This is a genomic window from Pseudotenacibaculum sp. MALMAid0570 (assembly GCF_040151415.1).
In the GTDB taxonomy this organism is placed as follows: domain Bacteria; phylum Bacteroidota; class Bacteroidia; order Flavobacteriales; family Flavobacteriaceae; genus Polaribacter.
In genome coordinates this window covers 100,041-118,310 of the sequence record NZ_JBDKWF010000045.1, presented here as the reverse complement: position 1 = coordinate 118,310, position 18,270 = coordinate 100,041, and the positions used below count along the sequence as shown (strand labels likewise).

The 18,270-nt window shown below is 32.7% G+C and carries 16 protein-coding genes and 1 tRNA gene; 9 read left to right on the top strand and 8 right to left on the bottom strand.

Annotated elements, in window-relative coordinates:
- The first annotated feature begins 69 nt into the window (after window positions 1-69).
- Complete coding sequence (gene rpoC, locus AAON49_RS03760; protein ID WP_349552751.1) at window positions 70-4,347, top strand: DNA-directed RNA polymerase subunit beta'; 4,278 nt, start codon at window positions 70-72, stop codon at window positions 4,345-4,347.
- A gap of 8 nt (window positions 4,348-4,355) precedes the next feature.
- A complete protein-coding gene (locus tag AAON49_RS03755) occupies window positions 4,356-4,667 on the top strand; it encodes a DUF3467 domain-containing protein (RefSeq protein WP_349552749.1) in 312 nt (103 codons plus the stop codon).
- A 55-nt stretch (window positions 4,668-4,722) separates the two neighbouring features.
- Here AAON49_RS03755 and AAON49_RS03750 read toward each other — a convergent pair whose 3' ends face one another.
- The 8 genes from AAON49_RS03750 to AAON49_RS03715 form a co-directional block, all read right to left on the bottom strand.
- A complete protein-coding gene (locus tag AAON49_RS03750) occupies window positions 4,723-5,994 on the bottom strand; it encodes a helix-turn-helix transcriptional regulator (RefSeq protein WP_349552748.1) in 1,272 nt (423 codons plus the stop codon).
- A gap of 275 nt (window positions 5,995-6,269) precedes the next feature.
- Window positions 6,270-6,938, bottom strand: coding sequence for a hypothetical protein (locus AAON49_RS03745; RefSeq protein WP_349552746.1), 669 nt, complete (start codon window positions 6,936-6,938; stop codon window positions 6,270-6,272).
- A gap of 43 nt (window positions 6,939-6,981) precedes the next feature.
- On the bottom strand, window positions 6,982-8,046 hold the full coding sequence (locus AAON49_RS03740; RefSeq protein ID WP_349552744.1) for a PA0069 family radical SAM protein: 1,065 nt from the start codon (window positions 8,044-8,046) through the stop codon (window positions 6,982-6,984).
- Between the two features lie 137 nt (window positions 8,047-8,183).
- Window positions 8,184-9,083, bottom strand: coding sequence for an esterase-like activity of phytase family protein (locus AAON49_RS03735; protein ID WP_349552743.1), 900 nt, complete (start codon window positions 9,081-9,083; stop codon window positions 8,184-8,186).
- Window positions 9,084-9,132: 49 nt separating this feature from the next.
- Window positions 9,133-9,681, bottom strand: a complete 549-nt coding sequence (locus AAON49_RS03730) for a DinB family protein (RefSeq protein ID WP_349552742.1) — start codon at window positions 9,679-9,681, stop codon at window positions 9,133-9,135.
- 35 nt (window positions 9,682-9,716) lie between these two features.
- Complete coding sequence (locus AAON49_RS03725; RefSeq protein ID WP_349552740.1) at window positions 9,717-10,271, bottom strand: Crp/Fnr family transcriptional regulator; 555 nt, start codon at window positions 10,269-10,271, stop codon at window positions 9,717-9,719.
- 1 nt (window position 10,272) lies between these two features.
- Window positions 10,273-11,337, bottom strand: a complete 1,065-nt coding sequence (gene aroC, locus AAON49_RS03720) for a chorismate synthase (RefSeq protein WP_349552739.1) — start codon at window positions 11,335-11,337, stop codon at window positions 10,273-10,275.
- Window positions 11,337-12,137, bottom strand: coding sequence for a sulfite exporter TauE/SafE family protein (locus AAON49_RS03715; protein ID WP_349552737.1), 801 nt, complete (start codon window positions 12,135-12,137; stop codon window positions 11,337-11,339). Before AAON49_RS03715 ends, aroC begins: the two co-directional genes overlap by 1 nt.
- A gap of 169 nt (window positions 12,138-12,306) precedes the next feature.
- Between AAON49_RS03715 and AAON49_RS03710 the strand changes: the two genes are divergently transcribed.
- The 7 genes from AAON49_RS03710 to AAON49_RS03680 all read left to right on the top strand — a co-directional run bounded on the left by AAON49_RS03710 (window position 12,307) and on the right by AAON49_RS03680 (window position 18,262).
- A tRNA-Ser gene (locus AAON49_RS03710) sits at window positions 12,307-12,391 on the top strand.
- A 163-nt stretch (window positions 12,392-12,554) separates the two neighbouring features.
- Complete coding sequence (locus tag AAON49_RS03705; protein WP_349552736.1) at window positions 12,555-13,535, top strand: SAM-dependent methyltransferase; 981 nt, start codon at window positions 12,555-12,557, stop codon at window positions 13,533-13,535.
- Window positions 13,536-13,595: 60 nt separating this feature from the next.
- Window positions 13,596-14,198, top strand: a complete 603-nt coding sequence (locus tag AAON49_RS03700) for an alpha-ketoglutarate-dependent dioxygenase AlkB family protein (RefSeq protein WP_349552735.1) — start codon at window positions 13,596-13,598, stop codon at window positions 14,196-14,198.
- A gap of 92 nt (window positions 14,199-14,290) precedes the next feature.
- On the top strand, window positions 14,291-15,097 hold the full coding sequence (gene rluF, locus AAON49_RS03695; RefSeq protein ID WP_349552734.1) for a 23S rRNA pseudouridine(2604) synthase RluF: 807 nt from the start codon (window positions 14,291-14,293) through the stop codon (window positions 15,095-15,097).
- A 48-nt stretch (window positions 15,098-15,145) separates the two neighbouring features.
- The gene (tgt, locus tag AAON49_RS03690; RefSeq protein WP_349552733.1) at window positions 15,146-16,276 is read left to right on the top strand and encodes a tRNA guanosine(34) transglycosylase Tgt; all 1,131 of its coding nucleotides are present in this window, start codon (window positions 15,146-15,148) and stop codon (window positions 16,274-16,276) included.
- Window positions 16,276-17,361 (top strand): LptF/LptG family permease, encoded by a 1,086-nt coding sequence (locus AAON49_RS03685; protein ID WP_349552732.1) that lies wholly within the window; start codon window positions 16,276-16,278, stop codon window positions 17,359-17,361. Before tgt ends, AAON49_RS03685 begins: the two co-directional genes overlap by 1 nt.
- Complete coding sequence (locus AAON49_RS03680; RefSeq protein WP_349552731.1) at window positions 17,348-18,262, top strand: DMT family transporter; 915 nt, start codon at window positions 17,348-17,350, stop codon at window positions 18,260-18,262. The genes AAON49_RS03685 and AAON49_RS03680 overlap by 14 nt, the downstream gene beginning before the upstream one ends.
- Window positions 18,263-18,270: the final 8 nt, after the last annotated feature.

The window sequence follows — 18,270 nt, the reverse complement described above, 5'->3', positions numbered from 1 at the left end:
TTTTTGTTCAGAAGGATTTACTAATATCATAAGGGTCTTAGATCCAAACTTTAATTCGATACCATTACCATGGCAAGAAAAAACGAGAAATACACTGTAAAAAAGTTTAATAAAATCTCAATTGGTTTAGCATCACCAGAGTCTATTCTTGAGGCTTCAAAAGGAGAGGTGTTAAAACCAGAAACTATCAACTACCGTACACACAAACCTGAAAGAGACGGATTGTTCTGTGAGCGTATTTTTGGTCCAGTAAAAGACTACGAATGTGCTTGTGGTAAATACAAGAGAATTCGTTATAAAGGAATTGTTTGTGACCGATGTGGTGTTGAGGTAACTGAAAAGAAAGTACGTAGAGATAGAGTAGGACATATCAATTTGGTTGTTCCTGTTGCTCACATCTGGTACTTCAGATCTTTACCTAATAAAATGGGATACCTTTTAGGATTACCATCTAAGAAGTTAGATATGATTATCTACTACGAAAGATATGTTGTAATTCAACCAGGTATTGCTAAAAATGCAGAAGGAGAACCATTACAAAAAATGGACTTCTTAACGGAAGAAGAGTATTTAGATATTTTAGATACACTTCCTCAAGAAAACATGTACTTAGAAGATTCAGATCCTAATAAATTCATCGCGAAAATGGGAGCTGAGTGTTTAATCGAGTTATTAGCTCGTATTGATCTTGATGAGTTATCTTACCAATTAAGACACAAAGCAAATACTGAAACATCTAAGCAACGTAAAGCGGAAGCGTTAAAAAGACTAAATGTTGTTGAAGCATTTAGAGATGCAAATAAAAATAGAGAAAACAAGCCAGAGTGGATGATCATGAAAGTGGTTCCAGTAATTCCACCAGAATTACGTCCATTAGTTCCATTAGATGGAGGTCGTTTTGCTACTTCTGACTTGAATGACCTATATCGTAGAGTTATCATCCGTAACAACCGTTTGAAAAGATTAATGGAGATCAAAGCTCCAGAAGTAATCTTACGTAATGAAAAACGTATGTTACAAGAATCTGTAGATTCATTATTTGATAACACTCGTAAATCTTCAGCAGTAAAAACAGAATCTAACAGACCATTAAAATCATTATCAGATTCTTTAAAAGGTAAGCAAGGACGTTTCCGTCAGAACTTACTTGGAAAACGTGTTGATTATTCTGCTCGTTCTGTAATTGTTGTTGGACCAGAATTAAAATTATACGAATGTGGATTGCCAAAAGATATGGCAGCTGAATTGTACAAGCCTTTTATCATCCGTAAGTTGATTGAAAGAGGAATTGTAAAAACAGTAAAATCTGCAAAGAAAATTATAGATAGAAAAGAGCCTGTTGTTTGGGATATCTTAGAAAACGTAATTAAAGGACACCCAGTATTACTGAACCGTGCTCCAACATTACACCGTTTAGGTATTCAAGCATTCCAGCCAAAATTAATTGAAGGAAAAGCAATTCAATTACACCCATTAGTGTGTACGGCATTTAACGCCGATTTTGATGGAGATCAGATGGCGGTTCACTTACCTTTAGGGCCAGAAGCTATTTTAGAAGCACAATTATTAATGTTAGCTTCTCATAATATCTTAAATCCTGCTAATGGTGCTCCAATTACGGTACCTTCTCAGGATATGGTATTAGGTCTATATTATATGACCAAAGAACGTAAGTCTACAAAAGAAGTTCCTGTAAAAGGAGAAGGATTAACATTCTACTCTCCTGAAGAGGTAACTATTGCTTTCAATGAAGAGAAAGTAGACTTGAATGCAGGAATTAAAGTTAGAACTCAAGATTTAGATGAAGAAGGTAATTCGGTAACTAAGTTGATTGAAACTACTGTAGGTAGAGTATTATTCAACGAGGTTGTACCTAATGAAGCAGGATATATCAATGAGGTGCTAACGAAGAAATCCTTAAGAGGAATTATTGGTGGAATTTTAAAAGCGACTGATATTCCTTCTACAGGTAAGTTCTTAGATGAAATCAAAAACATGGGATATAAATTTGCCTTCCAAGGTGGTTTATCTTTCAGTTTAGGAGACATTATTATTCCAGAAGAAAAACACACGATGATTGCAGAAGCAAACAAAGAAGTGGATGGAATTGTAATGAACTATAATATGGGTATGTTAACGCAGAAAGAGCGTTACAATCAGGTAATTGATGTTTGGGGATCAACCAACAACAGATTAACTGAGTTATCTATGAAGCGTTTGCGTGAAGACCAACAAGGATTTAACTCAGTATATATGATGTTAGATTCTGGTGCAAGGGGATCTAAAGAGCAAATTCGTCAGTTAACAGGTATGCGTGGATTAATGGCAAAGCCTAAAAAATCTACTGCTGGTGGTGGAGAAATTATTGAGAATCCAATTCTTTCTAACTTTAAAGAAGGATTATCAATTTTAGAATACTTTATCTCTACGCACGGTGCTCGTAAAGGTCTTGCCGATACAGCATTAAAAACTGCCGATGCAGGATACTTAACTCGTCGTTTGGTAGATGTATCTCAGGATGTAATTATCAACGAAGAAGATTGTGGTACTTTAAGAGGATTAGAAGTAACTCCATTAAAGAAAAACGATGAAATTGTTGAATCCTTAAGTGATCGTATCGAAGGACGTGTTGCATTACATGATGTATATGCCCCTAACAGCGAAGAAGTTTTAGCAAATGCAGGTGAAATCATTACACCTCAAGTAGCGAAACAAATAGAAGATTCAGGATTAGATAGAGTAGAAGTAAGATCCGCTCTTACTTGTGAGTCTCAAAGAGGAATTTGTGCTAAGTGTTACGGTCAGAGTTTATCTACTCGTAAGAAAGTTCAAATTGGTGAAGCTGTAGGTGTTATTGCTGCTCAATCAATTGGAGAGCCTGGTACTCAGTTAACATTAAGAACATTCCACGTTGGTGGGGTTGCAGGAAATATCTCTGAAGAGAATAAGTTAATCGCGAAGTTTGATGGAAATGTAACCATTGAAGACCTGAGAACTGTTCAAGGAAAAGATGCAGAAGGAAATGAAGTAGATATTGTAATTTCTAGAACAGCTGAAATTAAGGTTCAAGATAAGAAAACAGGAATTACACTAAGTTCAAATATCATCCCTTACGGTTCTGTCATTTTCAAGAAAGGAATGAAAACCATCAAAAAAGGAGATGCAGTTTGTCAATGGGATCCATTTAACGGAGTAATTGTTTCTGAGTTTGCTGGAAAAGTGAAATTTGATAACCTTGAGCAAGGAGTTAATTATCAAGTAGAAATTGATGAACAAACAGGATTCCAAGAAAAAGTAATTACTGATTCTAAGAACAAGAAAATCATTCCTTCTTTAATTATTGAAGATAAAGATGGAAATGCATTACGTTCATATAGTTTACCTGTAGGAGCTCACTTAATGGTTAATGATGGAGATGCTGTTGAAAGCGGAAAAACATTAGTGAAAATTCCACGTAAATCTGGAAAAGCAGGAGATATTACTGGAGGTTTACCACGTGTAACTGAATTATTCGAAGCACGTAATCCTTCTAACCCAGCAGTTGTTTCTCAGGTGGATGGAGTTGTTTCTTTCGGTAAGATTAAAAGAGGTAACAGAGAAATTATCGTTGAATCTAAGACTGGAGACATCAGAAAGTATTTAATTAAACTTTCTAACCAGATTTTAGTACAAGAAAATGACTTTATTAAAGCTGGTATGCCATTATCTGATGGAGCAATAACTCCAGAAGATATCTTAAGAATCCAAGGACCATCTGCTGTTCAAGAGTATTTGGTAAATGAAATTCAAGATGTATACCGTTTACAAGGAGTGAAAATTAACGATAAACACTTCGAAGTAGTTGTTCGTCAAATGATGCGTAAAGTTAGAATTATTGATTCTGGAGATACATTATTCTTAGAAAATCAATTGATTCACAAGAACGACTTTATCAAAGAAAATGATGCCATCTACGGAATGAAAGTTGTTGAAGATGCTGGTGATTCTGAAAACTTAAAAGCAGGACAAATTATTAGTCCACGTCAATTAAGAGATGAAAACTCTTTATTACGTAGATCCGATAAGAACTTGGTTGAAGCAAGAGATGCTCAACCTGCAACTGCAGAACAAGTATTACAGGGTATTACTAGAGCTTCGTTACAAACGAAATCGTTTATCTCTGCTGCATCGTTCCAGGAAACTACAAAAGTACTGAACGAAGCTGCTGTAAATGGTAAAATAGATACCTTAGAAGGATTAAAAGAAAATGTTATTGTAGGTAAGAAGATTCCAGCAGGTACAGGTATGAGAATCTATGATAATATGATTGTTGGACCAAAAGAAGAAATTGAAGAAAGCTTTAATTAAGATTTTACATGAACGATAACGAAAACAAGCAAGGACAAATAAACATCGAGTTGGATGAAAATGTTGCAGACGGAACTTATTCTAATCTAGCAATTATCAATCATTCTGTTTCTGAGTTTATTGTCGACTTTATCAATATCATGCCAGGTGTTCCTAAAGCAAAAGTGAAGTCAAGAATTATCTTAACTCCGCAACATGCTAAGAGATTAACCAAAGCATTGGCAGATAATGTAGCTAAGTTTGAACAAATTCATGGCGAAATTAAAGATTATGAGCAACCTCCAATTCCACTAAATTTTGGACCAACAGGTGAAGCATAAAACAAAAAACCGAAACGAAAGTTTCGGTTTTTTTTATAACTAATTTCAGAAATGATCAGATTAAATTTAATAAATATGCTCGTAAATCTGTTTCTTCTGATAGATGCATTTTTTTCTTAATCCTATATCTAGCTGTTTGTACAGATCTTGGGTCTATTAAAAGAATTTTTGCAATTTCTTTAGTTTGCATATGCAGTTTTATAAACATACAATGCCTAAGTTCAATTTCACTTAAAGAAGGATGTTCCTTTAAAAGATTGTCATAAAACCCAGAATATACAGCATCAAAATGTTTTTGAAAGTTAATCCAATCATTATCATTGTCTAGAGCTGTATTTATATGATAATTAATGTCTTTAATAATAGATTCGTTATTATTTTTTAGGCCTTTTATATCAGCTTTTATTTCCTTAAAATATTGTCTTGAGTGTAGAAGTTTTGTGTTCAAAGTCATCAATTCTTGATCTTTCACTTTCATTTCTTGCATAAGAGAATCGATGTTTGCATTAGTTTGTTGTTCCTTTTTCTTAGAATTCACTAAAAGAAGAATAATAACTCCAATTGAAATTGCAAAAAGTAATATAATAATAAAGAGAATGAACGTTAAGTTTTCAGATCTAGCTTCTTGAACTTGTAACTGTAAGGCAGATTTCTCAAGTAAAAGATTAGTGTTTAGACTCTTAACTTGAGTTTCCAACTCATTGTTTTTTTGTGATTTTAAGCTGATTAAATCCGAAAGTATTTTGGGATCTTTATAGCCAAACATGTCAAAGTCAAAAATACAATCACTTGAGCTTTGACTAGCTTGATGTATAGCAATAGAAATGATATTACTCCCTTTTTTAAATTTCTCAACATCTAAAATGCTAAATAAAATTTCTGATTCTTTATCTGAATCTATTCTATGAATGGCCAAAGTATTGTCAGTTAAGGTTCCCAAAGGCAAGTTATTTCTGTACACCTCTTTTCCATTAACATATATAATAATGCCATCATCCCTTTTAAACTGAAAACCATAAGCTAAATATTCATTAGGGTCATGAAGCGTTACCGACTTTTTGAAGTATTTAACTATATGTTTTTTATTTTCATCAGAGCCAAAACTAATATTCGTAACAACTTTTTTATCTCCATAACCAATTGGTGTAATTCCTTTCTTCCAATTTTTATAATCTGTAGAATTTAAGAACCATTTTGTATCAAGAGAACCATCTTCATAAAAAAACCATTCATCTCCAGACTTAATAATTTGGTCTTGACTATATACTTTTACTGAAAAAAGAAGAATGAAAAAGAGTACTATATTTTTTATAACTGTTTGTGTCAAAAAAGTAGTTTAAGAAGTTGTGCAGTATAAATATAGTAGTTTTTTATTGTTTGATATACAATTGTAGTAGATATGTATAGATTAAAAGTATTAGATATAGGTATTGAATGTTAATTTTGTTGATAACCATAAACAACATTATATAAGCCTTTGTTGGGGGACGATGGCTACAATAATTTGAAGCTGCACTTTTAAAGTGTAGCTTTTTTTATTGAGATATTTTTATAGGAATAATTATTTTGGTTTAAGAATTAACTCTAAAACGTATTAAAATTTTACCATAGAAGTTTAATCCTATGCCCTATTGCCAAAAATAAAGCTCCTGCACATAAACCATATAGAATCAAAGTAATCAAATACTTGTTCTTACCATATAAACCAGTAATAGCAAATAACATTACAAACATTGTTGGTAAGTAGGTAAGAGGAGAAGCTCCAACTTTGCGAATCCACCAATAATTAAAAGGGTTTCTGCACTTATCATTTGGAATTAGTAAAAGGAAACTTAAACAAAGTAAAATAAATATGGCTAGTTCTTTTTTCTTATTATAGTATAGTAAACCAGCTATTATAGGAATAATAAGTAAGCCAATACGAATAACTGCACTAGTAGGATAGGCAGCCATAAATATATTCCCTGTATAACAAACCGGACTTACACAAATTACTGAGATAGGTATCGCAAGCCAGAAGAAGAAAGACCATGTTCCTGAAGTAGGTTCCAAAATGGATTTCTTCAGAACATTTTTTAAGCAAATAGTTGATAATGCTAATGTAAGTATAGCGCCTACAATGAAAAGAATTGTAAAGAACTCTGGAAAGCTAAAATTTGGTCTAACATATTTGTAATTGTGTATATCTATTAAGCACTTTATCCATAATATATTAGCTATGGCAAATGCTATGACAAGCAATTTTTTATTGATCTCTTGAATTCTATGCATCACTTTTTTTTCTAAATGTATAAAATTTTAAAGATTTAGATCATTAGAACAAACGAGTTTGATTGGTTTGATGTTTATCAAACAAACTAAAATCTAATTTAGGATATTCAATATCCTTTAAATATAATTTTCTAGCTAGTTTAAATTGATCAGAGATTTGTTCAGCAAATTTACCTTCACCACTTGTTCTTAGTCCAAATCTACTGTCGTTCAAAGTACCATTATGACATTCTTTAATTTGATTCAAAACTTTTTCAGCTCTGTCTGGATAAGCTTTTTTTACCCAATCAGTAAAAAGTTGACCAATAGCTCCATTCAAACGAACTACTGTGTAAGCTACAGATTTAGCTCCCAACTTAGTTACTGTTTTAACTAATTTTAAAATCTCATGGTTGTTAATAGAAGGAATAATTGGAGCCATCATAACATTTACTGGGATACCATTTTCAGATAATATCTTTACAGTTTCCAATCGTTTTTTAATGGTTGCAGTTCTTGGTTCTAAACTCCTTCTGGTTTCTTCAGAAAGAGAGGTAATAGAAATATTTACATGAATTAAATTCATTGAAGCCATTTCTGTGAGAATGTCTAAGTCTCTTAAAATCAGTGCGTTTTTTGTGATCATGCTTGCAGGGTGCTTCAATTTCAAAAGAACTTTAAGCATTTCTCTAGTAATTTTTAGTTTCTTTTCAATAGGTTGATAACAATCAGTATTTCCTGAGAACATAATCCCATGAGGTTTCCAGTTTCTTCCTCGTAGTTTTTTCTCAAGCAATTCAGCAGCATTAGATTTGTATAAAATCTTTCGTTCAAAGTCTAATCCAGCCGAGTATCCCCAATATTCATGCGTATTTCTCGCATAACAGTAGATACAACCATGTTCACATCCTTGATAAGGATTCATAGAATACATTAAGCCAATATCTGGACTTGTTACTTTATTGATAATCGTTTTAGGAAAAATCTCTAAATAAGTAGTTTTATTAGAGTCAGCGTTTTCATTCTCTAATTCACAATAATTCAAGAAATCATCTCGAATAATGTATTCGTGCTGTAAAAATCGATTGTGGGTATTGAGTTGTGCACCACGCCCTTTGATGTATTTCATTTGTAATTCTTAAAAAGTTTGAAATGCAAACGAGAATACAATAGGAAGTGTTTGATCCTCAAAGTTTGAGCTATAAAGTTACATCAGAAAACTGAGAAAAAAAGGATTGTTGATAAATTAATCTTGAATAATAGTAACTATTTACAAGGTTGTGTCCAAGCAACTTTGTATAAAGAATGTCCATTTTTAAGCGGACCTTGAGAATCTGCAAGATAGATGTATTCATTCTTACTATCAATATAAATACCGTCTGGACGTACCATTCCCAAATCTTTAGGGATTGAAATTTCACATGTTTGGACACCATCTTTAGTAAAGCGATAGATTCCACGAAAGGTCAAAACATACAGAGTCCCATCTGGATGAGCAAACAAACCACTAGGAGAGTCGGGTACAGCAAATTCATTCACTTTTACAACAGAGCCATCCTCTTTTAAATTAATTTCGAATACTGTTTTAAGAGCTTGAATACCTACAAAATAATTTTTTGTTATAGGAGAATATGTCATAGCTTCAACTCCTTTGTCAGCTCTGGTAGAAATACCAATTGAAGCCAAATTCCACTCTTGTTCTATTGCTCCAGAAGATAGATTCATTTTGTACACATAATTGTACTCATCTCCTATATATAAATAACCTTTCTCTTCTCCATAAGTCAAGCCTTCCATATCTACTTCATGTCCATTCATACTTTTAAAAGAATATGCTCTAACTACTTTGTCAGTAATAAGTGAAGCTTTTACAATAGATTTAGGATAATAGGAGGTAAGGTCACCGCGCTGAACTGGATGTACACCATTAACTGCAAAATATGTACTATCAGATTCATCAATTACAACACCACTATTTCTAAATATTTTATCTATTCCAGCACCATCACCTGCATTTACTTGATCTGCTAAAGCTTTTCCAAAAGTTTCAACTTTGGTGTAATCTAATGTTGCTGTAATTGCATTTTTATCAACAGTTACATTGTTACCGCAGCTAGATAGGATAACTGCAGATATAATAAATATGATGGTTTTGAAGCTTTTCATGTAGTTTGGATTTTACCAAACTTATGCATTTTTTTTGATAAACAAATATTTACTTATCGCTTAAGATCTTTCTTGCTTGTTGTACATGTCTTTCATTATGATGAATCACAAAACGAAAGGTGTCTCCCAATCTGAACTTTACCAGAGGTAAAGTAGTAGAAGTTTTAATTTTGGTGAGATCTTTTTCCTTGGCCATTTCTAGCAACCTTAAAAACCAATGCTGTTGTTTAGTAAAAGTAGCAACCACTTTTTCTCTGTCTAATTTAGAATGAAGAGGGTTCTTGCTTTTAAAGGTTTTCATGGTTTTCATTCCTTCTTTCGGAAGCATGTCCATAGCAAATTTATTTCCCCAACGACCACTCTCGAAAATATTTGATTGAGGAGCCTTTGAGTTTTCCATTCTTTTTTTAATCTCTTCGATATAGAATTTCCCATATCTGTTTAGATGCTCCAAACATTCCAAGACGCTCCAAGATTTTTTGTGAGGTCTCCAGTTCAATTCTTCATCAGATTTACTATCTAAAGATTTTGAAAATTGTAAATGAGAATGAACATGTTCTGTTAATTCGTCTAGTAGCTTTTCTGTTTCAAATCTCATGGTCTTGTTTTTCACAAAGTTGAAAAAAGAAAGTATTAAAAAGATTGATTTGAATCAATGTTTTTCAGAATACGAGACAAAGTTTCTGGTGTCATTCGAAGGTAAGAGGCAATGTGTTTTTGAGGAATTTCTTGAAATAATTGTGGACTTCTATCCAATACTCTCAACAATCGTTCTTTAGGAGTAAAAGTAATTAAATCGATTTCTCTTTCTAATTGCTGATATACTAATAACTCAAGGAATTTCTGCCATAAAGATTGGTTTTCAGGAGAGCTGTGTAAAAATTCAGAGAATTTATCCTTAGATAAATATTTTAAATGAGTTTCTTTAATTGCTTGTATATAAAACTTTGTTGGTTTTTCTACTAGAAAAGTATCTAAACCTCCAGTGAACGATTTTGCATAACCAAAACGAATTGTATGTTCATTTCCTTCTTTATCAAGAATAAAAACTCGAACACTACCTGAAGTTATTAAATAAGTGTTGTTATTTAAGTCGCCTTCTTTAAGTAAAAACTCATTGCGTTTTAAAATTATTTCCTCTTCCCAAAGAGGTGCTAATTTTTGCAATAAAGTATCTTGAAGATTCAACTTAAATTTTTCTAGTTCTATTTAGTAAATAAAAATCAGCTAACACTAGTGCAGTTAAGGCTTCAACAATAGGAACAGCTCTTGGAACCACACAAGGGTCATGACGACCTTTTCCCATAATTTCTGTAGCTTCTCCTTTCGAATTAATGGTAGACTGATTTTGCATAACGGTAGCTACAGGTTTGAACGCCACTCTAAAATAAATATCCATTCCATTGCTAATGCCACCTTGGATACCGCCTGAAAGATTTGTTTGAGTAGCCCCATCTTCATTAAAGATATCATTATGCTCGCTTCCTTTCATTTTGGTTCCTTTAAAACCGCTTCCAAACTCAAACCCTTTTACAGCATTTAAAGACAACATGGCGTTTCCTAATTGAGCATGCAACTTGTGGAAAATAGGCTCTCCCAATCCTATAGGAACATTCTGAGCTACACAAGTTATTGTTCCTCCAATAGTATCGCCTTCTTTTCTAATTTCTTTGATCTTATCAATCATTTGTTCAGCCATTTTTTCATCTGGACAACGAACAATATTTGATTCGGTTTTAGAAAAATCAAGATCCTGATAGTTTTTAGACATTTCAATTTCGCCTACAGATGAAGTGTATGCATTGATAGAAATATGAGAAATCAATTGTTTAGCTAGAGCTCCAGCAACTACCCAATTAGCAGTTTCTCTTGCCGAGGAACGCCCGCCACCACGATGATCTCTAATTCCATACTTTTTGTCATATGTATAATCTGCGTGAGAAGGTCTATAAACATCTGTATTATGAGAATAATCCTTCGATTTTTGATTGGTGTTTTTTATAACAAATCCAATAGAAGTTCCAGTTGTTTTTCCTTCGAAAATTCCAGATAAAAATTCTACTGTATCAGGTTCTTTTCTCTGAGTAACAATTTTTGATTGTCCGGGTTTTCTACGATCCAATTCTTTTTGAATAGCATCCAAATCAATTATAACACCAGCAGGAAAACCATCAATGATTCCTCCAATTGCTACTCCATGAGACTCACCAAAAGTGGTCAGTTTTAATAAATTTCCAAGCGTATTAAAAGCCATTAAAACAATTCTAAAATTTGATTGGCTAAGATAGTATAAAAATCAGGAAACCATAACTTAATTGCCATGACTAAAACCATAACAATTAAAACTTTTTTAATAAGTCCATCGCCTTTATTAACAGACCATCTACTAACTATCCACCCACCTGTTGCATTTCCTACAGATAAGATTAATCCATACTTCCAATTGATAGAATCTCCATGTGTAAAAACGGCTACTGCGGCAATAGAATAAACTAAAGCGACAAATACTTTAATGGCATTACTTTTTACTAGAGAAATTCTATTGATACTTGACAAAGCTAACAAGATGATAAATCCAACTCCCGCTTGGATAAATCCGCCATAAAGACCTACAAAGAAAAAAGCAATGATTCCTAGCCAAAGGTATTTCCCTGTAATTCGTTCCATTAATTCTTGGGAAGATGATTTTCGTTTAGCGACCATAAAGATGACGACCACTACCATGACAACTCCTAGAATTTTATTAAAAACATCATCCTTTACATAATGAACAGCCAAAATAGCTCCAATAATTGCTCCTATTGTTGCTGAAAGTGCTAGATAAATACTAAAAGGAAAAGAAGAAACACCTTTGCTTTGGAATCCTCGTACAGCAAAAATATTCTGAATGATAATGGCAATTCTGTTGGTTCCGTTTGCAACGCTAGGGGGTACTCCTAAAAAGATTAGCATAGGTAAGGTTAAGAGAGAACCACCACCAGCAAGAATATTAATTCCGCCTGCAATAAGCCCAACAATGACTAAAAATATATAATCTAAAATACTAGAATCCATTGAGTGTAAAAGTATTACAAAAAGGAAAAAGAAAGCGAGAAAATAATCTTTTAAAAAAAGAAAAAATGCTTTTAGAAAACGAAAAACCTTTCTATATTTGCACCCGCCTACGGAAATAAATTTCCTTCGGCGGGTAAGCCCGCTAGAAAAGGTAAACGCAAAAGACACTGGAGAAATGGCAGAGTGGTCGAATGCGGCAGTCTTGAAAACTGTTGACTGTAACAGGTCCGGGGGTTCGAATCCCTCTTTCTCCGCAAAACAAACCCGAAACGAAAGTTTCGGGTTTTGTATTTTCAAAAGAGAATATAAATACAAAACCAATCAAGTTTTGTTTGATTTTACATTTCAGGTATAAATACGCATTGCATTCTATTTAGAATCCAACTACTTTAGTTACCAAATCATAATTAAGGGAATATGGAAACTACTACACCTACTGTAGAGTTAAAAAATCTATCACAAAAATTACTCAATGCAGATGTTAATAATAATGAAGAATTATTGAGCATTCTAAATGAGATGTATCAAATCTACCAAGAGCTTACAGGGATTAACGGAAAAGATGAAGATTTAGAGCACTTGGCCTGTTTACCAGCAGAAACTGGAGTGGCTTTATCATTAAATCATGCTGCTGCCTGTTTCCTAGATTATAGGAGAACAACTAAATTCTTAAAAGGATTTGTACAAGCTATAAAAGATAAGCAAAAGAAACATCCTAATGAAACAATTAAAATATTTTATGCTGGATGCGGACCGTTTGCTCCTTTTGTGACTTTAATAGCTCCAATGTTTGGAAAAGATGAGGTTCAATTTTCAGTATTGGAAATCAATGAAAAGTCATTGAAGATTGCAAAAAAGCTAATTCGTCAATTAGGACTCACTGATTATGTGAATGAGTATTATCAAGCTGATGCAATTAAATTTGAAATCCCTAATGCAGATGAATACCATATTCTTTTTAGTGAAACCTTAGATGCTCTGTTAAATAGAGAATGCTATGTGCCAATTTTATGGAATCTCTTACCACAGTTGAGAAAGGATATTACTGTAGTTCCAGAAAACGTTGTGATTAAGCTCAACTTTAAAAAAGGATCAGAAGAAGTTTATGAAAGTGATGTTTTTGACGTGAGAAAAGTATTAAGAGAAACAGAAAAAACAAAAGAGCTTCCGCAGAAATTTGCTCAAACAAGTGTAAGTTTATCAGATGCAGAAAAATATGACAGTGTTATTTTAGATACAGCTGTTTTTGTTTATAAAGAACATTTTTTAGAAAGATGTGAGTCTTCTTTAAGTATGGCTTTAGAAATTCCCATACACAAACCAATTACTCACAAAGCAGTAGAATTTATTTATTCCTTAAAACCAGAACCTGCTTTACAGTTAGAAATGAGAGAGTAAAATAAATTAAATTGATATTTAAAAGCCTACAGTTCGCTGTAGGTTTTTTATTTTTGAACTATGGATCTTTTCAACCAAGAAGTACAACAAAATATTCTTCCTTTTGACGGTGAAGTGATTGATTTCGGATTGATTTTAAACAAAGAACAATGTAATTTTTACTATGATAAGTTGTTTAACGAAATTCCGTGGGAGAATGATCAAGCTATTGTTTTTGGGAAACACTATGTTACAAAAAGAAAAGTGGCTTGGTTTGGTAATAAAGAGTATAACTATTCTTATTCAGGTGTAACAAAACAAGCTCACCTTTGGACTCCAGAATTATTAGAGTTAAAAAAGAAGGTCGAAGAGATTTCTAAAGCTACTTATAACTCTTGTCTTTTAAACTTATATCACGATGGTTCTGAAGGAATGGCTTGGCATAGTGATGGAGAAAAAACTCTACAAGAAAACGGAGTCATTGCATCAGTAACCTTAGGGGCAGAACGTAAGTTCTCTTTCAAGCATAAAGAAACCAAACAAAGAATAGATATTATTTTAAAAAATGGTAGTCTATTACTGATGAAAGGAGAAACTCAAAAGAATTGGTTACATAGACTTCCGCCTACAAAAAAAATACACGCACCAAGAATAAACCTTACCTTTCGAACAATTATCATTTAAAGAATAGAGAATATTGAATTAGGAATAAAGAAGTAAAGGTTCATCATTCAAAATTCATGATTTATATAACTTTGTAATTCAAAACAAATCTTTTGTCAAGCAATTTAGACTCCATTAATCTTAATAAATTCATTAGTTCAACTGGAATTTGTTCTCGCCGAGAAGCAGAGAAACTTATTACAGAAGGAAGGGTAACTATCAATGGAAAGCCCACACAATTAGGAAATAGAGTCTTTGAGGGAGATATTGTCAAAGTAGACGGAAAACCATTAAAAGCAAAACCTAAAACGCTATACATAGCCTTAAATAAACCTATAGGAGTTGTTTCTACTACCGATTCAAAGGAGCGAAAAAATATTGTTAAATACATCAATCATCCAGAGCGCTTATTCCCAATAGGTAGGTTAGACAAACCTTCGGAGGGATTGATTTTTTTGACAAATGATGGAGATATCGTTAATAAGATTCTACGAGCAGGAAACAATCATGAAAAAGAATACATTGTAACTGTAGACAAAATAATTTCAGAACAGTTTATCAAAAAAATGAGTAACGGAATTCCTATTCTTGGAACTGTTACCAAAAATTGTAAAGTTGAAAAAATAAGCGATTATGTCTTTAAAATTACGCTTACTCAAGGATTAAACAGACAAATTCGTAGAATGTGTGAGTACTTAGGGTACGAAGTAAGAAAGCTAAAGAGAACTAGAATTATGAATGTGAGTTTAGCTGGACTTAAATATGGCGATTGGAGAGAGCTCACTAAAAAAGAAATTGATACCATTAATCAATTAATTAAGACTTCCTCTAAAACAGAAGAAGCTTCCAAGGATACCAATAAGAAAAAGTCTTTTGGAAGATCTAGACCAAGATCAAAAAATAGAAGGAGAAAATCTTAAGAATCTTTTAGAGTCTGTCAACTTCCTATTTGTGTATCTTTGCACGCAATGAAATTTGAATTAAAAAGTCAAGACCCAAATAGCAAAGCCAGAGCAGGAAAAATTACAACTGATCATGGCGAGATAGAGACTCCTATTTTTATGCCTGTTGGAACAGTTGCTAGTGTAAAAGGAGTTCATCAATCTGAATTGAAAGATGAAATTAATCCTGATATCATTTTAGGAAACACTTATCATCTATATCTGCGACCAAAAACCCAAATTTTAGAACAAGCAGGAGGGCTACATAAGTTCATGAATTGGGATCGAAATATTTTAACTGATAGTGGGGGATATCAAGTATATTCATTATCAGGAAGAAGAAAAATAAATGAAGAAGGTGTAAAATTCAAGAGCCATATTGATGGATCTATGCATTTGTTCACTCCAGAAAATGTGATGGAAATTCAGCGTAGCATTGGAGCAGATATCATCATGGCTTTCGACGAATGTACACCTTATCCTTGTGATTATGGCTATGCTAAACGATCTATGCATATGACACACCGTTGGTTAAAAAGATGTATTGATCATTTAGAGAAAACTCCATTAAAATACGATTACAATCAAACACTATTTCCTATTGTTCAAGGGAGTACATATAAAGATTTACGAAAGCAATCGGCAGAATTTATTGCCTCAGTTGAAGCAGAAGGAAATGCTATTGGTGGACTCTCAGTTGGAGAACCTGCAGAAGAAATGTATGAAATGACTGATGTAGTTTGTAGTATTTTACCTGAAGACAAACCAAGATATTTGATGGGAGTTGGAACACCAATTAATATTCTAGAAAATATTGCTTTGGGTGTAGACATGTTTGATTGTGTAATGCCCACAAGAAATGCTAGAAACGGAATGCTGTTTACTGCTCATGGAACGATTAATATCAAGAATAAAAAATGGGAAAACGACTTTTCTCCTATTGATGAAATGGGTATCACTTACGTAGATACAATGTATTCCAAAGCATACTTAAGACACCTATTCGCGTCTAAAGAAATGTTAGGAAAACAAATAGCTTCCATTCATAACTTAGGATTTTATCTTTGGTTGGCAAGAGAAGCAAGAAAACATATTATTGAAGGTGATTTCTTAACTTGGAAGAATAAAATGGTCAATCAAATGAACAAACGTTTGTAATGAGAATACTCGATTGGTACATATTAAAAAGGTATTTGGTAACATTTCTGTTTACCTTACTAATTTTGATTCCAATCGCTGTGGCTATTGACATCTCTGAAAAAGTAGATAAGTTTTTAGCACATGCAGATCTTTCTGCAATGCAGATTATTGATGAATATTATAAAAATTTCATCATCTATTATTCCAATACGTTTATGCCGTTGGCATTGTTTATTGCTGTTATCTTATTTACTTCTAAATTGTCTAACAATACAGAGATTGTAGCAATGACGAATGCTAGAATCTCATTTACAAGACTTTTGTATCCATATATGATTGGAGCAACTTTGATTACAGTTTTTGCTTTGGCAATGAATCATTATGTAGTTCCTAATAGTAGTAAAGAGAGAAAACAATTTGAAAAAGAATACTTAGCACGCAAGAAGTTTACAGACAATTTAGTTCGGAATTTTAGTTTACAACTAAATGATAGTACCTATATATATTTGAAGAGTTACAATTTTAAATCCTCCAACGGTACCTATTTCACAATTGAAAATTACAAAGGCATAGAGTTAGTTCAGAAACTAACCTCAGATAATATTCGATGGAATGAAAACGATAGCACCTTCCGTCTATCTAGATATAAATTGAGAAAGTTGTACAAAGGGAATGATAGTATTTTTACAGGAGTAAATTTAGATACAGCATTTGCATTTACCCCAAAAGATTTATTATTTAAATCTGCTTTGGCACAAGAAATGCCCTCTGATGAACTTTCTGATTTCATCGAGATTTCTAAGAAAAGAGGGGTTAAGAATTTGAACTCTTACTTGGTAGAATTGCATAAGAGAACTAGTTTGCCAATATCTACATATATACTCACAATTATAGCGGTAGCCTTGGCTTTTAGAAAGAGAAGAGGAGGTATAGGAGTTAACCTAGCCTTAGGAATAGCGGTCATGTTTATTTATGTCTTTTTTATGAAAGTAGCTGAGGTGTTAGGAGCAGTAGCCGGAGCAAATTCGTTATTGTATGTATGGATTCCTAATATAGTATTTGGAGGATTAGCAGTTTATTTATATCTCAATGCAAGGAAGTAAGCTCAAAGATTATTTACACCTACATTTTATAGTTTTCATTTGGGGATTTACCGCAATTTTAGGAAAACTCATTTCTATTGATGCCATTCCTTTGGTTTGGTACAGAATGTTAATTGCTTCAGCATTCATAGCTATCTATTTCTTTATCAGAAAACGATCTTTTCAGTTAGATAGAAAAGCTTTGTTGAAGTTCTTCTTTTCAGGTATTATTATAGCGCTGCATTGGATTACCTTTTTTAAGGCCATAAAAGTATCTAACGTATCGATTGCATTAGTAACTATGAGTACAGGAGCATTCTTTACTTCTTTTATAGAACCTTTTTTCTTCAAAAGACGAATCAAGCTTATCGAAATTTTTTTAGGAGTGTTAGTAGTAGCAGGATTGTATATTATTTTCAGTTTTGAATCTCAGTATACATGGGGAATTATTTATGCATTAATCTCATCGTTTCTTTCTGCTTTATTTTCTGTTTTAAACGGGCTGTACATAAAAAAGTACGATGCAGAACTCATATCTTTTTATCAGTTATTTTTTGGAACACTCTTTATAACAGGTTTTTTATTAATAACAGGAGCATTTACAGTAGAGTTCTTCACATTAGAAGGATCAGATTGGTTGTATCTTTTAATCTTAAGTAGTGTTTGTACGGCCTATGCTTTTATAGCTTCAGTACTTGTAATGAGAAATATTACACCATATACTGTAATGCTTACCATTAATTTAGAACCTATATATGCTATTATTTTAGCATTGATTGTTTTTGGTGATTCTGAAAAAATGAATACTCAATTTTATTTTGGAGCCTTCATTGTATTGTTTGTAGTGCTTCTGAATGGAATCTTAAAGAATATGAAAAGATTCACAGACAAAGCAAAGAAGTCAACTTTTCTAAAAAAATAAAAATCATT